Below are 21,221 nucleotides of genomic sequence, written 5' to 3'. Positions count from 1 at the left end.
CCGGTCCGAGCGGTCAGGTCAACGGCGCGCTGGTGAGCGTCAACGTCTGGTCCAGGTGAGCGGTGTCGTTGAAGCGGCGCACCTGCCACATCAGCCCGTGCACCACGACCTGCGACAGCGACCCGTTGTCCGCCCCCAGAAACGCGAACGGCGTAGAGCCACTGGCCAACGCGAGCACCTGGGCGATGACCCCGCCATGGGTGAACACCGCGAGCCGCTGCCCCGGGTGCGCCGCCGCCAACCGCTCGACCCCCGCGCGAACCCGCTTCGCGAACTTCTCCGCGTCCTCGGCGCCCGGGATGACGTCCCAGCGCTGCTCCTGGTGCATCCGCACCACCACCGGGTCTCCCTCGGCGACCTTCCGCCGGAACACCCCGCCTTCCCACTGCCCGAGGTGCACCTCCCGCAGATCGACCTCGACCAGGGGCTTCAGGTCGACCGCCCGGGCCAGCGGCGCGGCGGTCTCGACGGTGCGGCGCAGGTTGGTGACGTAGATGGCGTCGATGTGCTGGCTGGCCAGCCGAGCGGCGATCCGCTCGGCCTGGTGCCTGCCCTCCGGCGCGAGTTCGGGGTCCCCCTGGCCGTCGACCAGCGAGAACGGGGTGTCCGGCCGGGCCGGGGCGGACTCGCCGTGGCGGATCAGCAGCAGCTCGGTGGAGCCCGGCGGCGGAACATAACGGGGCTGACGGTACTCGGGTGTCGACACAGCCCCAGAAGACCCGCCGGATAGGCCACTCGTCAACCGAGAATTCGAAATGCCGCTCGGACGATATCCATCGGAACACCCACCCCCACCGACCAAGCCCGCGCCCAGCATCGAGCCGCCCGAGCCATCGCCCGCTGCCACGACCGCGCGTCCTGTTCGGCGGTCTCGGCCCGCACAGGCCGCGATGAGTACGCCGCGCCTTGCGGATCACATGCTCAAGCAGGCACTCTCCGAGGTCACCGCCTTCCGCCACGAGGCCAAGCGCGGCAACTGACCCTGCGCTGAGGGCCGCCGTCCGCCCTCACCAGGCCGAATGGGGGTGGCTGTGCGCGAAGCCGGGATCGAAGACGTGCGGCGGTTGCGGTTCTTCGAGGTAGCCGTGCACGGCCAGGATGATCTGACTGGGCCCGGTGAGCACTCCGTGTCGGAATCGGTGGCGACGGAGGCTGTGCGGCGCCTGCGTCGTCGCGGCCGGGTGCTGACCCTGCTCGGTCTGCTGCTGTTCACCGCGTTCGTCGTGGGGGCGAACCTGTTGGTGGACAGAGCCGAAGAACTGCTCGCGAACGGCGTTGCCACGCCTGGCGTGGTGGTTGGCGTGAGCCAGAGCGCCCGCGGTTCGGGTAACACGATCGACGTGCGCTTCGCCGTCGGGGGCGTGGAGCGCGACCGCACGATGAACCTGGACGACAGCGGTCCGGTGCTGGCGGTGGGCGACCGGATCACGGTGTTCTACGACCGCCACGATCCGGAGAACATCGCCGCCCCTGGGGTGTCCAACGATCCGTCCCTGCCCACTCTCCTGGTCGTGGTCGCCTTCGCGCTGTGGCCGATGCTGCTGCCCCCAGGGCTGATCGGCCTCGTCAGGTGGGGCCGCCGCGCCCGTGCCGTGCGCGTGCACGGCTGGCGCCGCGCCCAGGTCGAGGCCCACGGCAAGCGGCTCCACCGCATCCACTTCCCCGCGAACCCGTCCGCCGAGCCGTCGGGGAGCGCCATGACCGTGGTCACCACCTACCCGGTCGTCCGCGGGATTCCCCCGGAGTTCCGCACCGGAGAGGTCTTGGTCGGCGGCCACGGCCGACGCGTGACGCTGGTGTTCACCCGTGGTCCGGTTCTCGCCGCGGCTCGGACAGTCCGTGGGTGAGCAACTGGGCCATGCTCTCGCGCAAACCGGGGTCCGGTTCCTCGGCGACCGCTTGGCGCAGCGCCGTTTGAACCTCGGGCCGCCAGGATTCCGGCCCCCAGCCGGTGAGGGTTTTCACCGCCATGATGCGGTTGCGGGCCACCGGGCAGCGCAGGGCGGCGAGGACGAGTTCGACGCCGTGGCCGGGGAAGTCGCGCAGGCGGGTGACGATGGTGTCGAGGATCGTGTACGCCGGTTCGGGGCCGGTCGCCAGGTCCGCCAAGGGCAGCACGTCGCGGGCCAGGGTCAGGATGTCGGGGAGGCGGTCCTCGGTGGCGTCGGCCATGAGGCTGAACCACTCCGCGCCGTCGGCGGTGGCGCGGGCGCGGGCAAGAGTGGCGGGGAACGGGTCGACGCCGAGGACGCGCGCGGCGTAGCGGGCGTCGTGGAAGGTGCGGTCGTCGGGGGCGGTGAGGCCGCGTTCGGCCAGTTCGCGCCAGTGCGGCTCGGCCATCAGGTCGCGGCAGCGGCGGACCATCACCTCGTGCCGGGCGAGGTCCCAGCCGGTGCGGTAGCGGCGTTCCCACCCCGGGCCGGACAGGAACTCCTCGACACGGGCGGTGATCACGAAGTGCCGCAGGCTGTGCGCGCGCCGCTCCAGGTGTCCCAGGAGCAGCCGCACGGCCAGCGGCGCGTCGGCGTAGTCGTCGATGCCCTCGGCTGGGCCGCCGTCGATGAGCGCGCAGATGATGTCGCAGGCGCCCGCCAGCAGTTCGTCATCGATGCCGTCGTCGGCCAGCGCGTCGGCGAGGCGGCCGACGGTGGCCGCTTTGTGGGCCAGGTACTCGTCCATCACCGAGTTGCGGAAACCGCCGCGCAGCAACCAGTCCCGCACGCGCGGCCCCGCGTCCATGCCGAACCGCTCGACCACGCAGATCCGCCCCCACCCCTGCACGCCCCGGGCGAGGTCGAGCAGCACCGGCTCGGGATCGGGGTGGCTGGTGAGGATCGCGGCCGCGGAGAACATGGTGAACTCCTCGTGCCTGCCGATCCGCAGCAGCAGGTCGCGCTCCGCCGCGCCCGCGCCGAGCCCCAGCAGGCCGATCCCGAACTTGACCGGCTCCCGGTGCCGCCCCTCGGTGACCAGCCGCACCCCCAACGCCCGCACCCCGTCGACGGGCGCCGCCCGCAACCCGCGCAACACGTCGTCCAACCCGGCCAACACCTCAGTCATGCACAACGCCGCGTAGAGCCGGTCGTAGTCGGCCGCCGCACCGGTCGCCGCCGCCGTGACCAACTCGGGCAACACCCCGGCCGCGTCACCCCCGCCCGCGTGCCGCCCCTGCGCCCCGTCCCGCGCCCCAGACGCCCACCGCACCCGCCCGTCCCGCCGCACCTCGTCGGGCAACTCGTCCCCACCGGGCAGCAGCCCGCACCCACTCGGGTCGAGGTGGGCGACGATGTGATCGAGGATGGCGGTGGTCACCGACCCATTCTCGCCTGCGCATCCGACACTTCGCGCAACGGACGTCCCCACTCGCGCGACGCATCCGGCATGACCATCCGGGATGACCACAAGCTGACCGACAAAGTGGTGGCGGTGCTGGGCGCTGTCCCCCGGACCGACGGACATCCCTTTGGCAGGCCGTTCCTGTCGGCCTACCAGCTCGCCTGCGCCCTTGAGCGAAGTTATCGCATCGGCGCGTTGCTGGGGAAAGAACTCGGTGGAGTGGGAACCGGAACGCCGAACAGCGTCGCGGAGTACGTGGCAGGCGCACTCGCGCGCCGAATCCGCAACGATTCTCACTTCCCGGTGGAGGGAGCGTTCCTCGCCGATCAGGACGTCGCGGAACTCCGCTTCCGAACGCCGGACGGCGAGCACATGGTGTCCAGCGACACCGGAACCAGCCCGCTGTCGCTCTTCCGACGGCACGAGGAAGTCAGCGCAACGACTTCGCCATGACCACGAAGGCCAGGTCGGCGCGGCGGGGGGTGCCGAAGGGGCTGGAGGCGTAAGGGAAAGGGATTGTCTCACCGGTGTGGCGGTAGCCTCGGCGGAGGTACCAGGCGACCAGTTCGTCCCGGCCCGTCAGCACCCGCATGGTGAGTTCCGGCAAACCCCATTCCCGCGCGACGATGCGTTCCACCTCGGCGAGCATCTGGCTGCCGATGCCGTCGCCCTGGAGAGTAGGGGTGACGGCGAACATGCCGAAGTAGCCGCTGCCGTCCCGGTCGGCGACTTGAGCGCAGGCGACGATGGCGCCGCCGCGTTCGGCGACCAGCAGGGCGCTGTTGGGGCTGGTGATCACCTCGGTCACCGCCGAGGCGTCGGTGCGCCTGCCGTCGAGCAGGTGGGCTTCGCTGGTCCAGCCCGCTCGGCTGGTTTCGCCTCGGTAGGCGGATTCGACCAAAGAGACCAGCGCGGGGACGTCGGCGAGGGTCGCGAGGCGGAACGTGAGCACGACCTAGCCTAACCGGGCGGCGACAGTGGATATTGTGGCCGATATGGGACTGTTCGGCCGGAAGAGGGCCAAGACCGAGGCCGCCGCGCTCGCCGAGCATCTGGTGCTCGACCGGTGTTGGGATGACGTCGCCCTCGACGCGGGGGTGGACGCGGTGCGGGAGGGGCACCGCAAGGCCGCGCTGGCGCTGTTGGGCGAGTGCCGCGACGACCACGAGTTGCGCGCGCAACGGGTTCGGGCGCTGGCCGTGGCCGCGGTGGGGCAGTCGACGGAGATCAAGGGGTTGGTCACCGAGGACCTGAGCCCTGCCGACGGGGCGGACATCCTGCTGTGGCTGGGGTGCACGCTCGTCGCGGAGGCGTGGGAGATCCGGGGCGGCGGGTGGGCGCGGACGGTGGGCGACGACCGGTTCCGGCTGTTCTTCGCCCGCCTGCGCGAGGCCCGCGACCCGCTGATGGCCGCGGCCCGGCTCGCTCCGGGCGACCCGACGCCGTGGGTGGAGTTGCAGCGGTACGCGCGCGGGATGCGCCTGGACCGCACCCAGCGCGATCTGGTGTGGGTGGAGGCGATCCAGCGGGGCGCCACCTCGTACCCGGCGCACGCCGCCCGGTTGCAGAACCTCACGCTCAAGTGGGGCGGCTCGCACGAGGACATGTTCTCCTTCGCCCGCGACACCGTGGCCAAGGCGGCGCCGGGGAGCCCGCTGGTGGCGATGCTGCCGATCGCGCACGCCGAGTACCTGCTCAAGGAGGGCGACCGGTTCATCGCCGAGGGCAGCACCTGGTCGTATGTGCGGCTCAACGTGCGCTACTTCGTGCCCGAGTTGCGCGCGGAACTGGTCGCGGCCGAGGAGAAGTGGCGGGCCGTGGAGCCGTCCGGCCCGTTCGCGAAGGAGGCGCACAACCTGTTCGGCTGGGCCATGGTGGAGGCCGGGGAGCCGGACCGCGCCCGGTGGCATCTCGCGCGGGTGGGGAACCGGCCGTCGAGTCTGCCGTGGGACTACGCGGGTGAGAACGCGTTCGCGGTGGCGCGAGTCCGATTAGGACTGGGGCTGGATTAGGTCACGCCAGGGTCTGCCACCACGGGTCGACCGGGGGCGGGTTGTCCACGTCGACGCACTCGCCGGGGCGGGGAACCGCGAGCGGCACCTCGCGGGCCTTCGCCTCGGCCCACACCCGGTCCACAGGGTCGGTCCAGGAGTGCACGGCGAGGGTGAAAGTGGCCCAGTGGACCGGGATCAGCAGCCCGCCGCGCACGTCGATGTGCGCGGCGACGCCCTCTTCCGGGGTCATGTGGATGTCGGGCCACGCGTCGCTGTACGCGCCGATCTGGACCAGCGCCGCGTCGAACGGGCCGTGCTCGGCTCCGATGCGCGCGTAGCCGTCGAAGTACCCGGAGTCGCCGGTGTAGAACACTTTGCGGGTGGGACCGGCCACGACCCAGGACGCCCACAGGGTGTCGTCGCGGGTGAGCGTCCGGCCGGAGAAGTGCTGCGCTGGTGTCGCGACCAGCCGGACGCCCGCCACCTCGGTCTCCTGCGACCAGTCCAATTCCACGATCCGCGCCCCCGGCACCTTCCACCGCTCCAGGTGCGCGCCGACGCCGAGCGGGACGACGAACACGGTCTCTTGGGCGTCTGCCAGCGCGCGGATCGTGGCCATGTCCAGGTGGTCGTAGTGGTCGTGGGAGATCACCACGGCGTCGACGCGGGGCAGGTCGGCCAGCGGAACCGGCGGTTTGTGCAGCCTGCGCGGCCCGATCCGGCGCGACGGCGACACCCGCTTGCTCCAGACCGGGTCGAACAGGACGCGGGCGCCGTCGATCTCCACCAGCGTGGTGGCGTGGCCGTGCCAGGTGATCCGCAGGCCCTCGGCGCGGTCGGCGGGCGGGCCGGGCGGCACCAGCGGGACCGGTGCGGACGGTTTGCGGGCCACGCCGCCGAAAAGCATCTCGCGCAGGATGTCGCGCATCGCCCCGGGCGGAACCGGGCGCGCCTTGGCGCGGTTGCGGAACGCGCCGTCGTGGAACTGCGGCGACCGGCTGATCCGCTCGGCGCGGTCGCCGCGCGCCTTGCCGCCGACCGCGGCGGGCACTTCGCGGACTGCCCACGCCGCCGCGGCGGCCAGGCCGATGGCGGCCAGGGAACGTCTCATGCGATCGATCCTGCCACCGAGATCGGCTGGCCGCCCTGTTTCCCGAGTCCGGACGGGAGTATCCGCCTCGGACCGCGCTACTTCCAGGCGGCCATCCGCAGTCGCATCGCCCGACGGGCCACCAGGCCCGGCCGAGGCACGCGCACGGCGATCTCGGCGAGGTGCGCCGGGTCGACGCGCAGGCTCGCGGGCGCGGGGTATTCGGCGCGGGGCGCGTCCGGGTGCTCGGGGGGCGGCAGGTCGAGGATCGCGCGCAGCGCCCACCGCGCGTGGCCCTGGTAGGACCAGACGACGGTGGCGGCGGTGAAGACGTCCCAGTCGCCGCGGTGTCTTGACCGGGCGGCGGTGACATCGTGCGCGTCTTTGATCACGACGTAGTCGACGTGCTGCTCCCAGGCATAGGTCGCCACAATGGCCTCCGGCCGGTCGGCGCCACCGCAGAGGTACACGGTGAAGCCGTCCGCGACCACGGCGCGGAGCAGGTCGTCCACATCGCTCAACTCAGCCGATTGTGACGTCTCGCAGGGCTGGCTCATCGTCATCACCCGATTGGCCGGTGTCATTGTCGCCGCAATTAGCCACTTGATGACACAGTGTGCTCGTTAACGACTGTGTACATCACCCGAATGCCGCATGGGGAGATTTTGTAGTTAGTGACACCAATGGGACAACCCACGCGGGTGACTTCGGCGAGCCGGGCAGGCGGAAGTTCCGATTTGTGTCATCCGGCGAAACGCCGAAGGGCAGGCGGCTCGCCCGGAGCCTCCGGCCCTGACCGGCGCGGATCAAGCGGGGACGATCGTCCCCAAGGGACGCTTTGGAGCCACATCCCACTGGTGTGCCGGAAAACCGCTAGCGAATTTTCGACAGCAGGCCCGGATTCACGGCGCGTGCGCGGCGACCAGGTCGACGATGATCCGGCGGGTCTGGTCGAGGGTGTCCTCGTGCCCGAGCGGGACGAGCCGGAACGCCAGGCGGGTCAACACGTCCCCGACCGTGACGCACTGCAGGAGGGTGGCGCGCAGCGCGGGCGTGTCGGCGAACCCGAATCTGCCCACGAGCAGGTCCGAGAAGGCGGAGGCCAGCGGGTCGTCGAACTGGCCGTGCTCCTCCAACTCCCCCGCCGCGAGGCCCGCGCCGCTGATCGCGCGGAACCCGTCGTCGTTGCGGCACATGTCGACATAGACGGAGTAGGCGAGTTCCACCGCGGCCCGCCACTCCTCGGGCGCGATCTCGCCAACCGCCTCCTGCACCCGCGCCTGGAACCGCAGCGCGTTGCGCTCCGCGACGGCCTTGGTCACCGCGATCTTGTCGGGAAAGTAGCGATAAACCGACCCGATCGACACCGTGGCCGCCTTCGCGATGTCGGCCGTCGTCGCCGCCGAGAACCCTTTCTCGGCGACCACCCGCGCGGCCGCGTCCAGGATGCGTTCGATCTGACGGCTGGCCCGATACTGGGTCGGCGCCCGCCGAACCTGGTAGGGCGTGTCTGGAACGGTCACGTGCACCATTGTGCCCACGTCGATTCGGCCCCCTGGGCCAGGTGGAGGAACCCATGTCGCAAACATGCGCGTTTTGTCGCATCCTCGCCGGCGAGGTCCCGGCCACGGTCGTCCACGCCGACGCGCGCACCCTGGCCTTCCTGGACCACCGCCCGCTGTTCCACGGCCACGTCCTGCTGGTCCCGCGCACGCACCACACCGTGCTGAGCGATCTTCCCGCCGACGACGTCGGCCCGTTCTTCGCCCTCGCCCAACGGTTGCAGCGGGCCGTCGAGGACGGCCTCGGCGCGGACGGGTCGATGATCTTGATCAACAACGTGATCAGCCAGTCGGTGCCGCACCTGCACCTGCACGTGATCCCGCGGCGGAAGAAGGACGGCCTGCGCTTCTGGCTCGGCCCCCGCCACCCCTACGACGACGAGCACCCCGCCGAGGCCTACGCCGAGCGCATCCGGGCCGCGCTCTGACGAAACAAAGAACGATACCGCCAGAATCCGGGCGGGAGACCGCTTTTCGACAAATCGAGTGACTACCGGTCGAAAGTGCCGGGCGGCGGCCCTACGGTGCTGCCTGTGGCACCTGCGGCAATCGGACTTGTCACGGTAAAGGCGAAACATCGGGCGGCGCCTTGCCGACGAACCGAGAGGGGAAGAGTCCTGCCCACCGGACCGACGGTCTGCGGCCTGGAGTTCGGACGATGGTCGAACCACTTGGAGGGCGGATGGCGTCGATCAAACCGCGCGAACTCGACGCCGCCGTGTGCGCGGAAATCGTGGGCGAGCGCGTCGGCGGACTGGTCTGGACCGGCTCCGAACTGTCCTGGGTGGACGCCAGCGCCGGGCTGGTTCGCCTGGGACGGCTGGATTCTGGGCGTTTCCGGCATGTCGCGACGCTCGGCGTCGACGGGATCGCGCACGCCGCGGCGCCGACCGGGGCGGGGTGGATCGTCGGCGGCGATCCCGTCCACCTGCGCCGCGACGGCCGGACCACCCCGCTGGCCCTGCCAGCGGCGACCGGACTCTGGAGCGACCCCGCGGGCAGGCTGTGGCTGGACGCGGGCGGGTTCCGGCGCGTCGACCTCAGCGGCGCGGTGGCCGAAACGCCTGGGGCCCAGACGTTCGACGCCGCCTGGAGCCCCGACACGGCCACCGTTTACCGCGCCTGCCCTGACGGGCTCGTCGCGCACGACTTCGACCTCGTGAACGGGACCCTGGGGCCGCAGCGGGTGCTGCTGGCGGCGCGGACGCGCGGGGTCGCGGTGGACGACGAGGGCCGCGTGTGGGCGGCCACTCCCGACGGCGTGTGGCGGGTCGACGCCGAGGGCGGGGCGCACGCGGTGGTGCGCCTGCCGTCGGCGACCCCCGTCGGCTGCTGCTTCGTCGGCGGCACACTGCTGATCGCCACAGCCGAGGGCGCGGTGCACGAGTGCGCTCCCGGGGTGCGCGGGCGGCCCTCGGTCCGCTGCGCGACGACCCTCCCCAAGGCTGTGACATGGTAGTGACGATCACCACATCGCGCACGCGGCGAAATGGCGGTATTCGCAACCCCCTGAATGGCCCAGAGTGATCGCTCGGCGCTCCAGCGTGATTCGTATGTTCGAGCGAATCGAGTTGCGCGGTCTACTACTTTCGGGCCGCACCAGGTACCCACCTAGATGTGGAAAATGCTGCGCGTTGGCGCGCGCCCGCCGTCGTCCTGGGCGCTGCCGCGGTGTTGCCCGTGGTGCTGGGCTTCGCACTTGACTGGGCGGACTGGATGACGATCGCGGTCCTGGTGCTGTCTTTGGCCCTGGGCGCGATGATCGTCAAACAGATTTTGTTCCGCCGTGAGCAAAAAGAGCTGCGCGCCGAGGCAATGCGACAGCGAAAGCAGCCGAATGCCGAGCCGCCGCCGCACGCGGAGCACCACGTGCCCGCGATCCCCGTCGACAGCGCGGAGCCGTACTACCGGTTCATCCTGTCCTGCACCGTCTGCTGGACCCCGACCGGCGGCGTGCCGCAGCACGGGAACCTCCGCGGCCTGGCCGTGCACTCCATCCTGGAACGCGCCCGGCACGTGACAGTCGGCGGCTCCCCCACCGACACCGCCGCCGTCCAGACCCGCCTGGCCGCGGAACTCGGCGCCATGCTCCCCGACCGCTCCGGCCAGATCGTGGCCTGGGCCGAACAGGTCGCCCTGACCGTCCCGGAGGAAGACGCCCGACGGCTGGAACGGCTGACCGAGCTGCGCAAGGAAAAGCAGGTCCGCCACCACGAGCAGGAACTGGAACAGCGCACCCGCGCGTACCTCGCCGACGAGGTCCTGGTCGACCCCGGCACCGCGGTCGTGTGGTGGCTGGCCCGCCACCCCGAACAGGTCCGCGAAGCCGCCGACCTGATCCCCACCTTCGCCCGCCTGTCCGCGGCCGTCACCAAGTCCGAAATAGCCCCCCAATACGCCGAACGCCTCGACACCGCCGACCGCCCCGCCCTCAGCGCGGTCAACTGGCCCCGCCTGGACGGCCAGGGAGACGAGAGCAGGCGCCAACTGCCCCGCCCGGACGGAAAGGACGCCGCCGACCAGCCCCTATGGCCACGCGGCAACCGAGACCACGGCGACCTGGACGACGATTTCGATGAGCCAGAGGACACTTCCTCCGCCCGCTGACCCCCGCCCCAGACACCATGATCGCGAGTTATCCACAGGCGAGCCGCGCCCTCTTCCCCGCGCTGACCTGCGGCGATAGGATGGATCGGGGCTCGGCCCCCAGGGTGGGCGGGGTTTGTTGTTGGGCTGTGGGGGCGGCGGAAGGGCTGAAATAGGGGCCGTTGTGGGCGTGGTCGGGGCGGTTGGGCATCCACCCCATCGAGCCCACAACACCCAGGCCGGCCACAGCAGGAAATCGAGCCACCACGCACAGAGCAAGACGAGGCCCCGGTGTCGCCCTGCTCGACCCCGGAGCCCAGCCGTCTCCGCCGCCCGCGTACGACGGTGAGACGGACGGCGTCCGTAGCCGACCCTGCTCGGCCCGGTTCACCGCTCGCACCCGCCATGGTCCCCGCTCACCCGCGGCAATGGCAAACGAAGCCCGCCAGGGACCCCCGTTGCCTTTTTCGTTGCTCCTGATCAAGGGAGTTGTGGTCGCCGGGTCCGGCATGACTGACGGCCCCCAGTCGAACCCATGATCCGGGGGGTGGTGTCACCGGGTCTGGTGGGTGTCGAGGGACCGCTGAATAGGGACACGGCCGCCTTCGGGTAGGTCTCGTCGCAGGCGTGGGTGCCTGCGCTCGACGCTCGACTGGCGGCCACCCGTGGCTAGTGAACGGGATGGTGGATGAGCAGCGGTTTCGGGGTGTTCTCGGCCTGGATGTGGGCAAGGGCGAGCATCACGTGGTGGGCCTGGACCCGGCGGGGAAACGGCTGCACGACGGTGCGCTGCCCAACAGCGAGCCCCAGCTGCGAGCGTTGTTCGACAAGCTCGCCGCGCATGGGCCGATGCTGGTGGTGGTCGATCAACCGGCCGCGATCGGGGCGTCGCAGGCATCGCCGACCTCTACCCGGGCCGGGCGAAGATTGACGCCCGGGACACGTTCGTCCTCGCCGACGCAGCCCGGTCCCTGCCGCACACTCTGCGCCCGATCGGTGTCGGCGACGAGGCGCCTGCCGAGTTGGACGTGCTGGTCGGGTTCGACGACGACCTGGCCTGCGAGCCCACAAGGTTGTCCAACCGGATCCGGGGGCTGCTCACCGGCATCCACCTGGCCCTGGAACGCGCGATCGGCCCGAAGATCAGCCACCCGGCGGCTGGAGATTCTCTCCCGCTGCGGCGGCCCGACCGGCATCGCCAAAGCCTGCCGCCGCAAGCTCGCCTCGATCGCCACCGCGCACGCGCCCCGCATGGGCGACACGCTCATCACCGCCATCCTCACCGCGCTGGGCGAGCAGACGGCCACCGCCCCGGCCGACACCGTGCTTCCCCGACTGGCCGACAGCCTGAAAAACGTCCTCCAGCAACTCAAACAGGTCGCCACCGAGGTCAAGGAGATCCTTGATGCGCACCCTCTTGCCGGGGTCCTGACATCGATGCCCGGCATCGGGGTCGGGACCGCCGCCCGCATCCTGCTCGAGATCGGCGACGCCTCCAACTTCGCAGGCGCCGCCCACCTGGCCGCCCACGCCTGCATCGCCCCGGTCACCCGCCGCTCCCGGCACCAGCATCAAGGGCGAACACCCCGCCCGCACAGGCAACCGCAAACTCAAACGCGCGTTCTTCCTCGCCGCGTTCGCCGCCCTGGCCGACCCAGTCAGCAGGGCCTACTACGACAGAAAAAGAGCAGAAGGCAAGAAACACAACGCCGCCCTCATCTGCCTCGCCCGCCGCCGCTGCGACGTCCCGTTCGCCATGCTCCGCAACAAGACCCACTACCGACACCCGAACCAGCCACCACGCCCGCAGCGGCTTGACAACCACATAAGGACACCCCCCACGCCGCAGATTTTCCGGTGCTGCCCGCATTCCGACGAAAGTACTAGGCCAAATGGCCGTAAAAATCAACAAAGGGACCGGGTCTTGCCGACCAGGCCCGCCAGTTCCTCTTGGGTGAGCTCTGCTCCATCCGCGCTAATCGGCACGATCATGGTTGCGGCGAGTAACTCTAGCCCGGCGTTAGGGTGGTCTTGCGTGAGGGCGCTCATGCCGCTTCGGTAGATGCCATTCGGCCAGTCATTATGTTCGGATAGTGCTGCGCGTGCGATTCACGTGCAACTTGACTGGGGAGTCATTTTGTTTCCGATAAAAACTGCCATAGTCGGCTGTGCCAGCGTCCTAGCGCTGGGGCTGCCCACTGCATCCGCAACGGCCGACGCTAACCAGCCAGGGATAGGCAGTGGATGGAAGTCCGTCACTTCGGCGGATGGAACGTTCGCTTGGCGAGACACCTCGCAGATAATTTTCCTTCCCAACGGAAAGTTTGGAGTCCTCGGCGCTTTCGATTTCACCGCCGAGGTGGACACGCGACTGCAGTCGCGCGAGTACTCCACTCCGCACTCCGGCACACACAGGATCAACCTGGGAAGGGGCGAGAACTGCAAGAATCAGTCCGGCATCGGCCCTGAGCAGATCACCATACGCCTGTTCGCCCAGGACTTTCCGGGCGACGACCTGATGGGCAGCAGGACTGTGTCGTGCACGGAGGGCGGCACGCTGCAGGTCGACAATGTACGCAACGATACCTTCTATTTCGTCCTTACCACCAACTACGGTGGAGCGCAGCCGAAGAGAAAGTTCAGCGGCAACGTCACCTACCCCTGATTGACATCCGGGTAGCCCCAAGATGAACGGCACGGCCGGGGGCGCCACTCGGTGTCCCCGGCCGCAGCCGTGTTTCCGGCGCCGCTCAGTCGCGGCCAGCCTCGGCGTGCTCGGCGATGGAACTGTTCTGCCGATCTCGGGCGCGAACCCACCACAAGCGGGTCATTGTCGCACCAAGGATCGCACCTGCGGTGTTGACCAAGGCGTCGTCAGTGGAGACCACACGACCCACGTCCAGCAGCCACTGAGCGGCCTCAATCGACACGGCCACGCCTGCCGCAGTGATCGCGACTCGGGCCATGGACCGCAAGTGCGACCACCGCAGCGGGGCCAAGGCGCCCAAGGGCGCGAGCAGCAGCAGGTTCCCCAGCAGCTGCCACAGCCGCGCCTCGTCAATGACATGCAGCAGGTCCGCACCCGGCACCAGGCTCACTGGAGTCCCGTCCATCCCGACGATCGGCACCAGCACCAGGTACAGCACGGGCAGCGCCGCGCATACCAGCAGAGCGTCCAGCACCGACCGCCGCAGCGCCTCCGCCAAACCCCACCGACGTTTGCGCAGCACCACCAGCACCCAGGTCGTGAGCGCCGCCAAGAGCACTCCGACCGACATCACGGGAATCAAGTCCCCGAACGACCTCAACAACTGCTCCACCCGACGCCCCCTTGTCACCGTTGGCGCTGCCCCAGCACATCGCCATGGAGTAACTGTCTCACTACCGGCTGTTCGACCCTCGTCACCGGTCCGGGCGTGTCTCGGGAGCCCGGACACACTTCGTCAGAAACGGGACGGCCGCCGGGTGGGAGCCCGGCGGCCATTGTGATGCTGGGGCTTACCAGAAGGCGACGGCACCGCCTTCTACAGCGCCGAAGATGCGCCAGAGTTTGCCATCCTTGAGCACGTAGACGCCGAAGGCTGCTTCCGCTCGACCGTCGATGCGCATGGCGCCGCAGGTCATGATCAACAACGGAACGGGCACGCCGTCAGCACCGACGACATGCCCATTCCGGAAACCCCGTGCGCTCAGATTCGGGCATCGAGGTAGGCCATCAGGCGCTGCTCATCGATGCGCAGGAAGCAGCCCTGGCGAACCTCCACGATGCCCGCCTCGCGAAAGCGCTTGAGGAAATGCCCCACGCGGGACCGGGTCGTGCCGACCATGCCCGCCAGTTCCTCTTGGGTGATCTTCTCGTCGATGCGCAAGGTGCTTGCCTCGCGCTTGCCGAGTTTGCGGCCGAGGCTGAGCAGCGTCGACCCCAGCCGCTGCTCGCTGTCGACGGTGACCAGGTCGCTGATGACCTGCTGTTGCTCGGCCAGGCGCATGGCCATGTGCCGGACGAAGTCCTCGACCAGGCCCTCGCGGCGCAGCGCGGCGTGGAAGACGTCCATGGCCATGGACTGCAGCACGCTGGGCACCATGGCGATGGCGGTTTCCGCGCGCGGGCCGCCGAGCACGCACAACTCGCCGAACAGGTCGCCGGCCGGGTGGATGGACAGCAGGCATTCCTTGCCGCCCTTGGAGTACATGACGGTCTTGATGCGGCCCGCGCGGACCAGGTAGACGTGGTCGCTGCGGTAGCCGCAGTTGTAGACGTTCGCGTTCTTGTCGATCCGGACCGACGGCGCGGCGAGCGCCTGCCCGGTGATCACACTCTCCAGCCGCTCCCCGAACGTGATGCCGGATAACGGAGCCAAGGTCATGGACATGGTTTACCCCCTCGGTACGCGGCCTGCCCTTGACTGATCGGCGACCTGCGTGTTGACAAGCTGTCGGCATCCGTCCGATCGGCGCTGGCGAAGAATCGCGGGTCACAACGCTGATCAGGCCAAACGGACACCCTCTGGGTCGACAGCAGTAACGTCGGGCTAGTGCCCGCACGCCCTGGGGAGACCCGCCTTGTGCTCGTGTCGGCCATCGACCGGACCCAGGAGGCCCGTGTCAAGGAAGACGATCTTACAAAAGTCATGGCCGAGGCCTGCGTCGGGCATCAGATCCAGGGCCAGTCAAGCGTCTTCGCGCACGCACCGGATGCTGGAACGTTTCTGTCGCTACCGGTGAGTTCTACCTGCGTTGAGGTAGAGTTGAACTCTAAACGTCCACTGCCAGAGGGGTCCGCATGACACAGACCGATCCCGGTGAGGGCCAGCGCGGCGGTCAACACGGCGGTGGCGGTCGTCTTCATGATTCCCTCCGAAGCTTGTTGACTTGAGTCAGTGACTAGAGGAAATCATGAGTCAGCACAGGAGTCAACAATTGTCAAATCCTGTCCGGGCGGGTAAGGTCAGCCAGCCCGAATTCGGTCAACGACTGAAGAGTCTTCGGTTGAGCCGCGGGATGTCCCAGCGCGACCTCGTGTCCGGCGGAACCATCAGCGCCAGTTATGTCTCCCTGTTGGAAGCGGGTAACCGTGTACCGACATTGGAGGTTGTTCACCAACTCGCGAAGGTGCTCGGTGTGCGCGCCCGCGATTTGGCGGGCGACAGCTGGCCGGAGGAGGAAGCCCCGTCGACTGTTCGGACCAGTGAGCATGACTCCGGTCAACTCATGACCCGGATCTTGACCCAGTCGGCCTTCGCTTCCGGCGACCTGGTCGACGCCCGCAGGCACGCGGAAGACTCCTTCGACCGGGCCCGCCAGTTCGGCGAGCCCACCGCGATCATCGAGAGCGGGATGTCGCTGCAGCGCATCCTCGGCATGACCAACGAGCACCGGCACCGGCTCACGGTCCTGGACGAACTCGCCAAGGTCGCCGAGACCGCGGGCCTGGAGACCATCCTGCTGTCGATCAACATCGACCTGGCCACCGCCTGCCGCGCCGTCGGCGAGATGAGCCGCGCCAGGACCCTGCTCAGCGAGACCCAGCACGCCCTGGTCACCAGCCCGCTCGCGGGCACCGCCGAGGAGGTGCGCCTGTACGCAGTGCAGATCTCGGTGCTCTGCGACCTGGACGAGTCCCCGCTGGCGATCGAGCTGATCGACCCGATGCTCGCCGCGGCCGCCACCCTCGACAGTCCCGCCACCTCCGGCCGCGCCTACTGGACCGCGGCCGTCGCCCTCGGCCGCGCGGGCAGGCGCGAGGACGCCCTGGCCCACCTGGAACGCGCCCGGGACTCCCTCAACGGCTCGATGCCCGTCCAGGATTGGCTGCGCTTCTGCCGCGCAGCCGCCTCCATCCAACTCGACTGCGGCGGCGACCTGGCCGAGGTGAAAAAGCTGATCGCCGACGCCCGCAGCGCCCAACGCACCCTGAGCATGTCCACCGACCGCGACGAAGTGGACAGCCTGGAAGCCCGCTACGAACTGGCTTCCGGCAACCCCCGCGAAGCCATGCGAATCTGCCAGGAAGTCCTAGCCCGCGGCGAAGTGGCAGGCTATGAACTCCTGCGCTCCCGCCGCACCCTCGCATTGGCAGCGGAAGAAGCCGAAGAAAACGAGACGGCCAGAACCCAATTGCGCATCCTGGCCGCCGACGCGGAGGAAGAAGGCGCCCTGTCCATCGCGGTCTGGGCCTGGAAACGCCTGGAGGGCCTACGCGACAAGAACGCCTGAACCATGAGCGGCGAAGAGCTGAACCAACGGCTCGCAACCTGGCGTATCCACGAGGAACGTCTGGTTGACAACACCCGCCGGATCGAGTTGGCGATCGCGCATGTCGAATTGCCCGACGGCGTGCGATTTGAGCAGTATGTTCTGCGCATACCCAAGGCCAGCATGACCGTAGTGCTCAACGACAATCGCGATCACGTCCTGCTGATATACCGCCATCGCTTCATCATGGACCGTTGGACCTGGGAACTACCTGGCGGCTACGTCGATCCGGACGAAGACCCGGCCCACACCGCGGCCCGCGAAATCGAGGAGGAAACCGGCTGGCGCCCCCGCTCCATCCGCCTTCTCACCAGCTTCCAGCCCCTGGCAGGGACCGCCGATTTCGAGAACCTGATCTATGTCGCCGAAGGCGCCGAGGACACCGGCGCGCCCCCGGATAGCAACGAGGCCGCCAGAGTCGAATGGGTGCCCCTGTCCAAGATCCGTGCCATGATCGCCAACGGCGAGATCATCGGCGCCGGAACGCAACTCGGCCTGATGTTCGTCCTGGCCTGCCCCTGATCAGCCAACGCGGACGCCAAAACCGGCAGGACGCAGCACCGAAACGACTCGACCCAGAGATCGGGATCGCTGTTCACATACCCACAACCCTCAGATCAATCACCACACAGCGAAACAAGACAAAGCCGCACCCGGCCCTGCCAGGTGCTCGATGGGCGGACCAAGGAGCACACAAAGACCCCCTTGGGGTTATTCACAATGATGGCGAAAGGACGCGACCCACCCCATAGAGAAAACCCACGAAAGCGCCCCCGAGGCCACCTCCGGAACACCGAAGGTGGCCTCAGAGCAAGCAATCAGGCGAAATGATAGTCCAATGTGTACTCGGCAGTAGTGGCGTCGAGGGCGACCACAGTCCCCTTCCCCCGCAGCCCAACCAGCTCACCAGTCGCCGAGCCGGGAACCACGAACCACGTCGAAGACGGCGGTCCGCCGTCCACGACGCCCTCGGTCTGCAGGATGAACTGCCCGGTCTTGCCCCCAAGCGCCCCGGTGACGCGCTGGATGCCGACGAAGCTGGCGTAGTCCTTCGGGTAAGCCAGCAAGTAGGTCAGCGTTCCAGCACCGACGATGTCGCCCTCGAAGGTGTTGCGGACGTCGGCCTTGGCGATAACCGGAGCATCGTCAGCCTGGTCGTACGGGGCTTCCTCCCAGCTCGTGGTGGTGAACTTTCCAGTGGCGTTGGTCATCAGATTCCTTACGTTGCTTCAGATGTCTGCTTGGGAACGCGCAGGACCGTGAGGCAGACCAGCAGCGCGAGCGCGGCGAGGCCTGCCCCGGCGAGGAAGACGCCCTCGAAGCCGCCGATGGCCTCGGACGTCGGCGCGGTGAGTGGAGCCATCGGGATGGGGCCGGTGAACGCGGCCGCGGTGGTCAGGACCGCGATGCCGACCGCGCCGCCGACGAGCATGGCGACGTTGAACAGGCCGGAGACGGCGCCCGCGTTGCGGGGATCGATGCCCGCGGTGGACGAGATCGACAGTGGCACGAACGTCAGGCCGAGGCCGATGCCCGCGAGCACGGTCGGGCCCAGGACGTTCACCCAGTAGGAGCCGTCCGCGGGGACCTGGGACAGCCAGGCCATACCGACCGTGACGCTGACGAGGCCGGGCACCAGCGCGGTGCGGACGCCCTTGGCGGCGATGATCTTCGTGGCCATGCCCGCGGTGACCGCGTAGCCCGCGAGCAGTGGCAGGTACGACAGACCCGTCTGGATGGCGCTGAGGCCCAAGACGTTCTGCAGGTACAGGGTGACGAAGAAGAAGTAGCCCATCTGGGTGGTGCCGAACAACGCGGTGGCTCCCAGTGAGCCCGCGGTGTTGCGGTTGCGGAACAGCGTCAGCGGGATCACCGGGTCGTGGTGGCGCTTCTCCAGGCCGATGAACACGCCGACCAGGGCCAAGCCGACGGCCAGCAGGACCAGAGACGACAGGGAGAACGCGCTGCCGCCGCTGTGCGCGTCGAGCAGGGCGTAGGTGATGATCAGCAGCGCCGCGGTGATGGTCACCGCCCCGGCCGCGTCGAGAGACGGGCGCTTGTCCGCCTTGCTCTCCTTCAGCACGATCGGGGCCAGGACGACGATCGCGACGCCGATCGGCAGGTTGATCAGGAAGATCCACCGCCAGTCGGTGGTCGAGGTCAGCACGCCGCCGATGAGCAGGCCGAACAGCGATCCGCCCGCGCTGGCGCCGCCCCAGGCCGCCAGCGCCTTGTTGCGGGCGGTCCCCTCGGCGAACATGGTGATGATCAGCGACAGCACCGCGGGGGCCGCCGCCGCGCCGCCCATGCCCTGCACCGCCCTGGCCAGGACCATGGTGACCGGGTCCTGCGCGAGGCCGCAGACCACCGACGCGACGGTGAACACCGACACGCCGGTCATCAGCACGAGCCTGCGCCCGTAGACGTCGGCGAGCCTGCCGCCGAGCAGCAGGAGGCCGCCGTAGAGCAGCATGTAGCCGTTGACGACCCAGGCCAGGCTGTTGCCGGTGAACCCGAGTTCGGTCTGGATGCTGGGCAGCGAGACGTTCACGATCGTGGCGTCGATCTGGACCATGAACTCGGCCAGCAGCAGGGTCAGCAGGACGACCTTGCCCGCGGCGGCCGCGGTGGGCGGCGCCTTGGCGGTCTCCTCTACCCGCTCGAATGTGTCCGACATAAGAGCCTCTCCCTGGTGGGTACGCGCGGTGACACGGGTGGGACTGACGGTATGGGCGGGGCCGCGCCGGGGAATGCTCAGAACTGAGCACACGGACGTGTGATTGGCGCTGCACAGATTTGTGCAGACGGTGACGAACGGGTTCGGCACCCTCGGTGGCTCACCGCCGTCTGAGCGATCCGAGCGAGGAGCCTCCCGACATGTCTCCCACCACCATCGACCGCCGCCGATTCCTGCAGTTGTCCGCGCTCGCCGCCGCCGTCACCGGCGGTGGGGCGCTCACCGGCTGCGCGTCGCGGGCCTCGGGCAGCGGCGCAGGGGGCACGTCGACCCTGCGCATCGGGATCGCCGACGCGACCAAGAGCACCGCGCTCGACCCGAGGGCCATCGGCTACGGCGCGAGTCTGATGGTCCTGCACCACGTCTACGACTCGCTGATGTTCATCGACAACGGCAAGTACGCCTTAGGCCTGGCCGAGTCCGTCACGCCCAACGCCGACGCGACGCGCTGGACGATCCGGATCCGGCCGGGCGTGAAGTTCCACAGCGGCAGGCCGGTGACCGCCGCCGACGTCGCCTACAGCCTGCGAACCATCGGCGCGCCCAAGAGCACCCGCAGTTCCGTCTACGCCGACGTGGACGGCGCCAACATCAAGGTCGTCGACACGAATACCGTCGAAGTGCCGCTCAAGCGCCCGCGCGGCGACTTCCGCGAGGCGATCCTGGTCATCTTCTCGGTCGTCTTCCCCGAGGGCACCACCGACTTCACCAAGGCGGACGGCTCCGGCCCCTACCGGCTGGAGACCAACGACGGCAAGAACGTGGTGCTGCTGGGCAACAAGGACTACTGGGGCCAGCGGCCGCCACTGTCGCGTTTGGACATCGTGCGGATGGCCGACGCGCCCGCGCGGCTCAACGCGCTCAAGGCGGGCGAGATCGACTACGCGGTCGGCATCAGCGCGACCGGGGCGCAGGCGGAGCGGGCGAACTCGACCCTGGAGCTGCGCCGCGGCGGCGCGGCCAACTCCAACGGGCTGTCGTTCAGCATGAACCAGCGGCTCAAGCCGTTCGACGACCCGAGGGTGCGCAAGGCCGTGCGGCTGGCCGTGGACCGCGCGGCGCTGGTGAACAACTCCCTGCTGGGCCTGGGAACGCCTGCCAACGACGTGATCGGCCTCGGCCTGCCCGGCTACGCAGACCTGCCCGAGCGCACCCAGGACCTCGACCAGGCGCGGAAGCTGCTCGGCGAGGCCGGAATCAGCGAGCTGACACTGCGGATCGCCGAGCTGGTCCCGGGAATGGTGGGCGCCGCGCAGCTGTTCGCCCAGCAGCTCGGGCAGGCCGGGGTGAAGCTGAACCTCCAGCAGGTCCCGGCCGACACCTACTACGCCGACCTCAAATCCCTTGCCACGGTTCCGTTCCAGGGCTTCTACTACCTGAACCGGCCCGCCGCCGTGCACCTGGCCGCGGTCACGAACTCGAAGGCGCCGTTCAACGTGACCGGCGCGGGCGAGGACCACCACCGCAGGCTCACCGCCGCGCAGCAGACCGTGGACGACGACAAGCGCGCCGAGCAGTTCGCCGCCATCCAGCGCCAGTTCCACGCCGAGGGCGGCGATGTGGTGTGGGGCTTCCAGGAGCAGATCGACGCGTCCCGGCCCGGCGTGCGCGACGTCGCGATGCGCGACTCGCTGCCGCTGTTCATGCGCGCGTCGGCGTGA

The 21,221-nt window shown here is 69.1% G+C and carries 22 protein-coding genes and 1 pseudogene; 11 read left to right on the top strand and 12 right to left on the bottom strand.

Annotation, left to right across the window (positions count from 1 at the left end; all coding sequences use genetic code 11):
* Nucleotides 1–13: 13 nt before the first annotated feature.
* Nucleotides 14–706, bottom strand: coding sequence for a histidine phosphatase family protein (locus BLS56_RS24480; protein ID WP_091455355.1), 693 nt, complete (start codon nucleotides 704–706; stop codon nucleotides 14–16).
* A 325-nt stretch (nucleotides 707–1,031) separates the two neighbouring features.
* Between BLS56_RS24480 and BLS56_RS24475 the strand changes: the two genes are divergently transcribed.
* Nucleotides 1,032–1,847: a DUF3592 domain-containing protein gene (locus BLS56_RS24475; protein ID WP_139190968.1), complete on the top strand. Its 816-nt coding sequence runs from the start codon at nucleotides 1,032–1,034 to the stop codon at nucleotides 1,845–1,847.
* Here the strand turns inward: BLS56_RS24475 and BLS56_RS24470 are convergent.
* Complete coding sequence (locus BLS56_RS24470) at nucleotides 1,801–3,312, bottom strand: hypothetical protein (RefSeq protein WP_091455352.1); 1,512 nt, start codon at nucleotides 3,310–3,312, stop codon at nucleotides 1,801–1,803. The genes BLS56_RS24475 and BLS56_RS24470 overlap by 47 nt on opposite strands.
* On the opposite strand from BLS56_RS24470, the gene BLS56_RS24465 reads away from it, so the two are divergent.
* The gene (locus tag BLS56_RS24465) at nucleotides 3,289–3,789 is read left to right on the top strand and encodes a hypothetical protein (protein WP_139190967.1); all 501 of its coding nucleotides are present in this window, start codon (nucleotides 3,289–3,291) and stop codon (nucleotides 3,787–3,789) included. The genes BLS56_RS24470 and BLS56_RS24465 overlap by 24 nt on opposite strands.
* On the opposite strand, the gene BLS56_RS24460 is transcribed toward BLS56_RS24465, so the two are convergent.
* Complete coding sequence (locus tag BLS56_RS24460; RefSeq protein WP_091455349.1) at nucleotides 3,767–4,288, bottom strand: GNAT family N-acetyltransferase; 522 nt, start codon at nucleotides 4,286–4,288, stop codon at nucleotides 3,767–3,769. The two genes, BLS56_RS24465 and BLS56_RS24460, sit on opposite strands and share 23 nt — an antisense overlap.
* 43 nt (nucleotides 4,289–4,331) lie before the next feature.
* Here BLS56_RS24460 and BLS56_RS24455 point away from each other — a divergent pair, with 43 nt between their 5' ends.
* Nucleotides 4,332–5,348 (top strand): hypothetical protein, encoded by a 1,017-nt coding sequence (locus tag BLS56_RS24455; RefSeq protein WP_091455347.1) that lies wholly within the window; start codon nucleotides 4,332–4,334, stop codon nucleotides 5,346–5,348.
* Between the two features lies 1 nt (nucleotide 5,349).
* Here BLS56_RS24455 and BLS56_RS24450 read toward each other — a convergent pair whose 3' ends face one another.
* The 3 genes from BLS56_RS24450 to BLS56_RS24440 form a co-directional block, all read right to left on the bottom strand.
* Nucleotides 5,350–6,441, bottom strand: a complete 1,092-nt coding sequence (locus BLS56_RS24450; RefSeq protein WP_091455346.1) for an MBL fold metallo-hydrolase — start codon at nucleotides 6,439–6,441, stop codon at nucleotides 5,350–5,352.
* 77 nt (nucleotides 6,442–6,518) lie between these two features.
* Nucleotides 6,519–6,941 (bottom strand): hypothetical protein, encoded by a 423-nt coding sequence (locus BLS56_RS24445; protein WP_139190965.1) that lies wholly within the window; start codon nucleotides 6,939–6,941, stop codon nucleotides 6,519–6,521.
* 381 nt (nucleotides 6,942–7,322) lie between these two features.
* Nucleotides 7,323–7,943 carry a TetR/AcrR family transcriptional regulator gene (locus BLS56_RS24440; RefSeq protein WP_175483026.1) on the bottom strand — a complete coding sequence of 207 codons (621 nt, stop codon included), beginning with the start codon at nucleotides 7,941–7,943 and terminating at the stop codon, nucleotides 7,323–7,325.
* 53 nt (nucleotides 7,944–7,996) lie between these two features.
* Here BLS56_RS24440 and BLS56_RS24435 point away from each other — a divergent pair, with 53 nt between their 5' ends.
* From BLS56_RS24435 to BLS56_RS30905, 5 genes and pseudogenes are all read left to right on the top strand, one after another.
* A complete protein-coding gene (locus BLS56_RS24435; protein ID WP_091455430.1) occupies nucleotides 7,997–8,410 on the top strand; it encodes an HIT family protein in 414 nt (137 codons plus the stop codon).
* Nucleotides 8,411–8,664: 254 nt separating this feature from the next.
* Nucleotides 8,665–9,441: an SMP-30/gluconolactonase/LRE family protein gene (locus tag BLS56_RS24430; RefSeq protein ID WP_139190964.1), complete on the top strand. Its 777-nt coding sequence runs from the start codon at nucleotides 8,665–8,667 to the stop codon at nucleotides 9,439–9,441.
* 158 nt (nucleotides 9,442–9,599) lie between these two features.
* Nucleotides 9,600–10,589 carry a hypothetical protein gene (locus BLS56_RS24425; RefSeq protein ID WP_139190963.1) on the top strand — a complete coding sequence of 330 codons (990 nt, stop codon included), beginning with the start codon at nucleotides 9,600–9,602 and terminating at the stop codon, nucleotides 10,587–10,589.
* A 660-nt stretch (nucleotides 10,590–11,249) separates the two neighbouring features.
* Nucleotides 11,250–12,366, top strand: a pseudogene (locus tag BLS56_RS24420) (IS110 family RNA-guided transposase); the annotation flags it as partial.
* Nucleotides 12,367–12,630: 264 nt separating this feature from the next.
* Nucleotides 12,631–13,233 (top strand): hypothetical protein, encoded by a 603-nt coding sequence (locus BLS56_RS30905; protein WP_139190962.1) that lies wholly within the window; start codon nucleotides 12,631–12,633, stop codon nucleotides 13,231–13,233.
* Nucleotides 13,234–13,318: 85 nt separating this feature from the next.
* On the opposite strand, the gene BLS56_RS24410 is transcribed toward BLS56_RS30905, so the two are convergent.
* From BLS56_RS24410 to BLS56_RS31745, 4 genes are all read right to left on the bottom strand, one after another.
* Nucleotides 13,319–13,846, bottom strand: a complete 528-nt coding sequence (locus BLS56_RS24410; protein ID WP_139190961.1) for a VanZ family protein — start codon at nucleotides 13,844–13,846, stop codon at nucleotides 13,319–13,321.
* Between the two features lie 220 nt (nucleotides 13,847–14,066).
* Complete coding sequence (locus BLS56_RS31750) at nucleotides 14,067–14,213, bottom strand: hypothetical protein (protein WP_175483025.1); 147 nt, start codon at nucleotides 14,211–14,213, stop codon at nucleotides 14,067–14,069.
* Nucleotides 14,214–14,257: 44 nt separating this feature from the next.
* Nucleotides 14,258–14,935: a Crp/Fnr family transcriptional regulator gene (locus BLS56_RS24405; protein ID WP_091455427.1), complete on the bottom strand. Its 678-nt coding sequence runs from the start codon at nucleotides 14,933–14,935 to the stop codon at nucleotides 14,258–14,260.
* A 287-nt stretch (nucleotides 14,936–15,222) separates the two neighbouring features.
* The gene (locus BLS56_RS31745) at nucleotides 15,223–15,417 is read right to left on the bottom strand and encodes a hypothetical protein (RefSeq protein WP_175483024.1); all 195 of its coding nucleotides are present in this window, start codon (nucleotides 15,415–15,417) and stop codon (nucleotides 15,223–15,225) included.
* A gap of 47 nt (nucleotides 15,418–15,464) precedes the next feature.
* Between BLS56_RS31745 and BLS56_RS24400 the strand changes: the two genes are divergently transcribed.
* Together BLS56_RS24400 and BLS56_RS24395 are read left to right on the top strand one after the other, a co-directional pair.
* Nucleotides 15,465–16,784: a helix-turn-helix domain-containing protein gene (locus BLS56_RS24400; protein WP_091455335.1), complete on the top strand. Its 1,320-nt coding sequence runs from the start codon at nucleotides 15,465–15,467 to the stop codon at nucleotides 16,782–16,784.
* A gap of 3 nt (nucleotides 16,785–16,787) precedes the next feature.
* On the top strand, nucleotides 16,788–17,345 hold the full coding sequence (locus BLS56_RS24395) for an NUDIX hydrolase (RefSeq protein ID WP_091455333.1): 558 nt from the start codon (nucleotides 16,788–16,790) through the stop codon (nucleotides 17,343–17,345).
* Nucleotides 17,346–17,641: 296 nt separating this feature from the next.
* Here the strand turns inward: BLS56_RS24395 and BLS56_RS24390 are convergent, their stop codons facing one another.
* A complete protein-coding gene (locus BLS56_RS24390; RefSeq protein ID WP_091455331.1) occupies nucleotides 17,642–18,034 on the bottom strand; it encodes a DUF3224 domain-containing protein in 393 nt (130 codons plus the stop codon).
* 8 nt (nucleotides 18,035–18,042) lie between these two features.
* Complete coding sequence (locus tag BLS56_RS24385; protein ID WP_091455330.1) at nucleotides 18,043–19,500, bottom strand: MFS transporter; 1,458 nt, start codon at nucleotides 19,498–19,500, stop codon at nucleotides 18,043–18,045.
* A 200-nt stretch (nucleotides 19,501–19,700) separates the two neighbouring features.
* On the opposite strand from BLS56_RS24385, the gene BLS56_RS24380 reads away from it, so the two are divergent.
* The gene (locus BLS56_RS24380) at nucleotides 19,701–21,221 is read left to right on the top strand and encodes an ABC transporter substrate-binding protein (protein ID WP_091455328.1); all 1,521 of its coding nucleotides are present in this window, start codon (nucleotides 19,701–19,703) and stop codon (nucleotides 21,219–21,221) included.

This window comes from Actinokineospora iranica (genome assembly GCF_900101685.1).
Classification (GTDB): domain Bacteria; phylum Actinomycetota; class Actinomycetes; order Mycobacteriales; family Pseudonocardiaceae; genus Actinokineospora; species Actinokineospora iranica.
Note: the sequence above shows the minus strand (reverse complement) of the source record. Positions and strands in the feature narration are given on the sequence as shown.

Coding starts and splice junctions, on each gene's coding strand:
- BLS56_RS24405 (WP_091455427.1), bottom strand. CDS start 14,935: ATGACCTTGGCTCCGTTATCCGGCATCACGTTCGGGGAGCGGCTGGAG.
- BLS56_RS31745 (WP_175483024.1), bottom strand. CDS start 15,417: ATGAAGACGACCGCCACCGCCGTGTTGACCGCCGCGCTGGCCCTCACC.
- BLS56_RS24400 (WP_091455335.1), top strand. CDS start 15,465: ATGAGTCAGCACAGGAGTCAACAATTGTCAAATCCTGTCCGGGCGGGT.
- BLS56_RS24380 (WP_091455328.1), top strand. CDS start 19,701: ATGTCTCCCACCACCATCGACCGCCGCCGATTCCTGCAGTTGTCCGCG.
- BLS56_RS24385 (WP_091455330.1), bottom strand. CDS start 19,500: ATGTCGGACACATTCGAGCGGGTAGAGGAGACCGCCAAGGCGCCGCCC.
- BLS56_RS24410 (WP_139190961.1), bottom strand. CDS start 13,846: ATGTCGGTCGGAGTGCTCTTGGCGGCGCTCACGACCTGGGTGCTGGTG.
- BLS56_RS24390 (WP_091455331.1), bottom strand. CDS start 18,034: ATGACCAACGCCACTGGAAAGTTCACCACCACGAGCTGGGAGGAAGCC.
- BLS56_RS24455 (WP_091455347.1), top strand. CDS start 4,332: ATGGGACTGTTCGGCCGGAAGAGGGCCAAGACCGAGGCCGCCGCGCTC.
- BLS56_RS24450 (WP_091455346.1), bottom strand. CDS start 6,441: ATGAGACGTTCCCTGGCCGCCATCGGCCTGGCCGCCGCGGCGGCGTGG.
- BLS56_RS24395 (WP_091455333.1), top strand. CDS start 16,788: ATGAGCGGCGAAGAGCTGAACCAACGGCTCGCAACCTGGCGTATCCAC.
- BLS56_RS30905 (WP_139190962.1), top strand. CDS start 12,631: ATGCCATTCGGCCAGTCATTATGTTCGGATAGTGCTGCGCGTGCGATT.
- BLS56_RS24435 (WP_091455430.1), top strand. CDS start 7,997: ATGTCGCAAACATGCGCGTTTTGTCGCATCCTCGCCGGCGAGGTCCCG.
- BLS56_RS24430 (WP_139190964.1), top strand. CDS start 8,665: ATGGCGTCGATCAAACCGCGCGAACTCGACGCCGCCGTGTGCGCGGAA.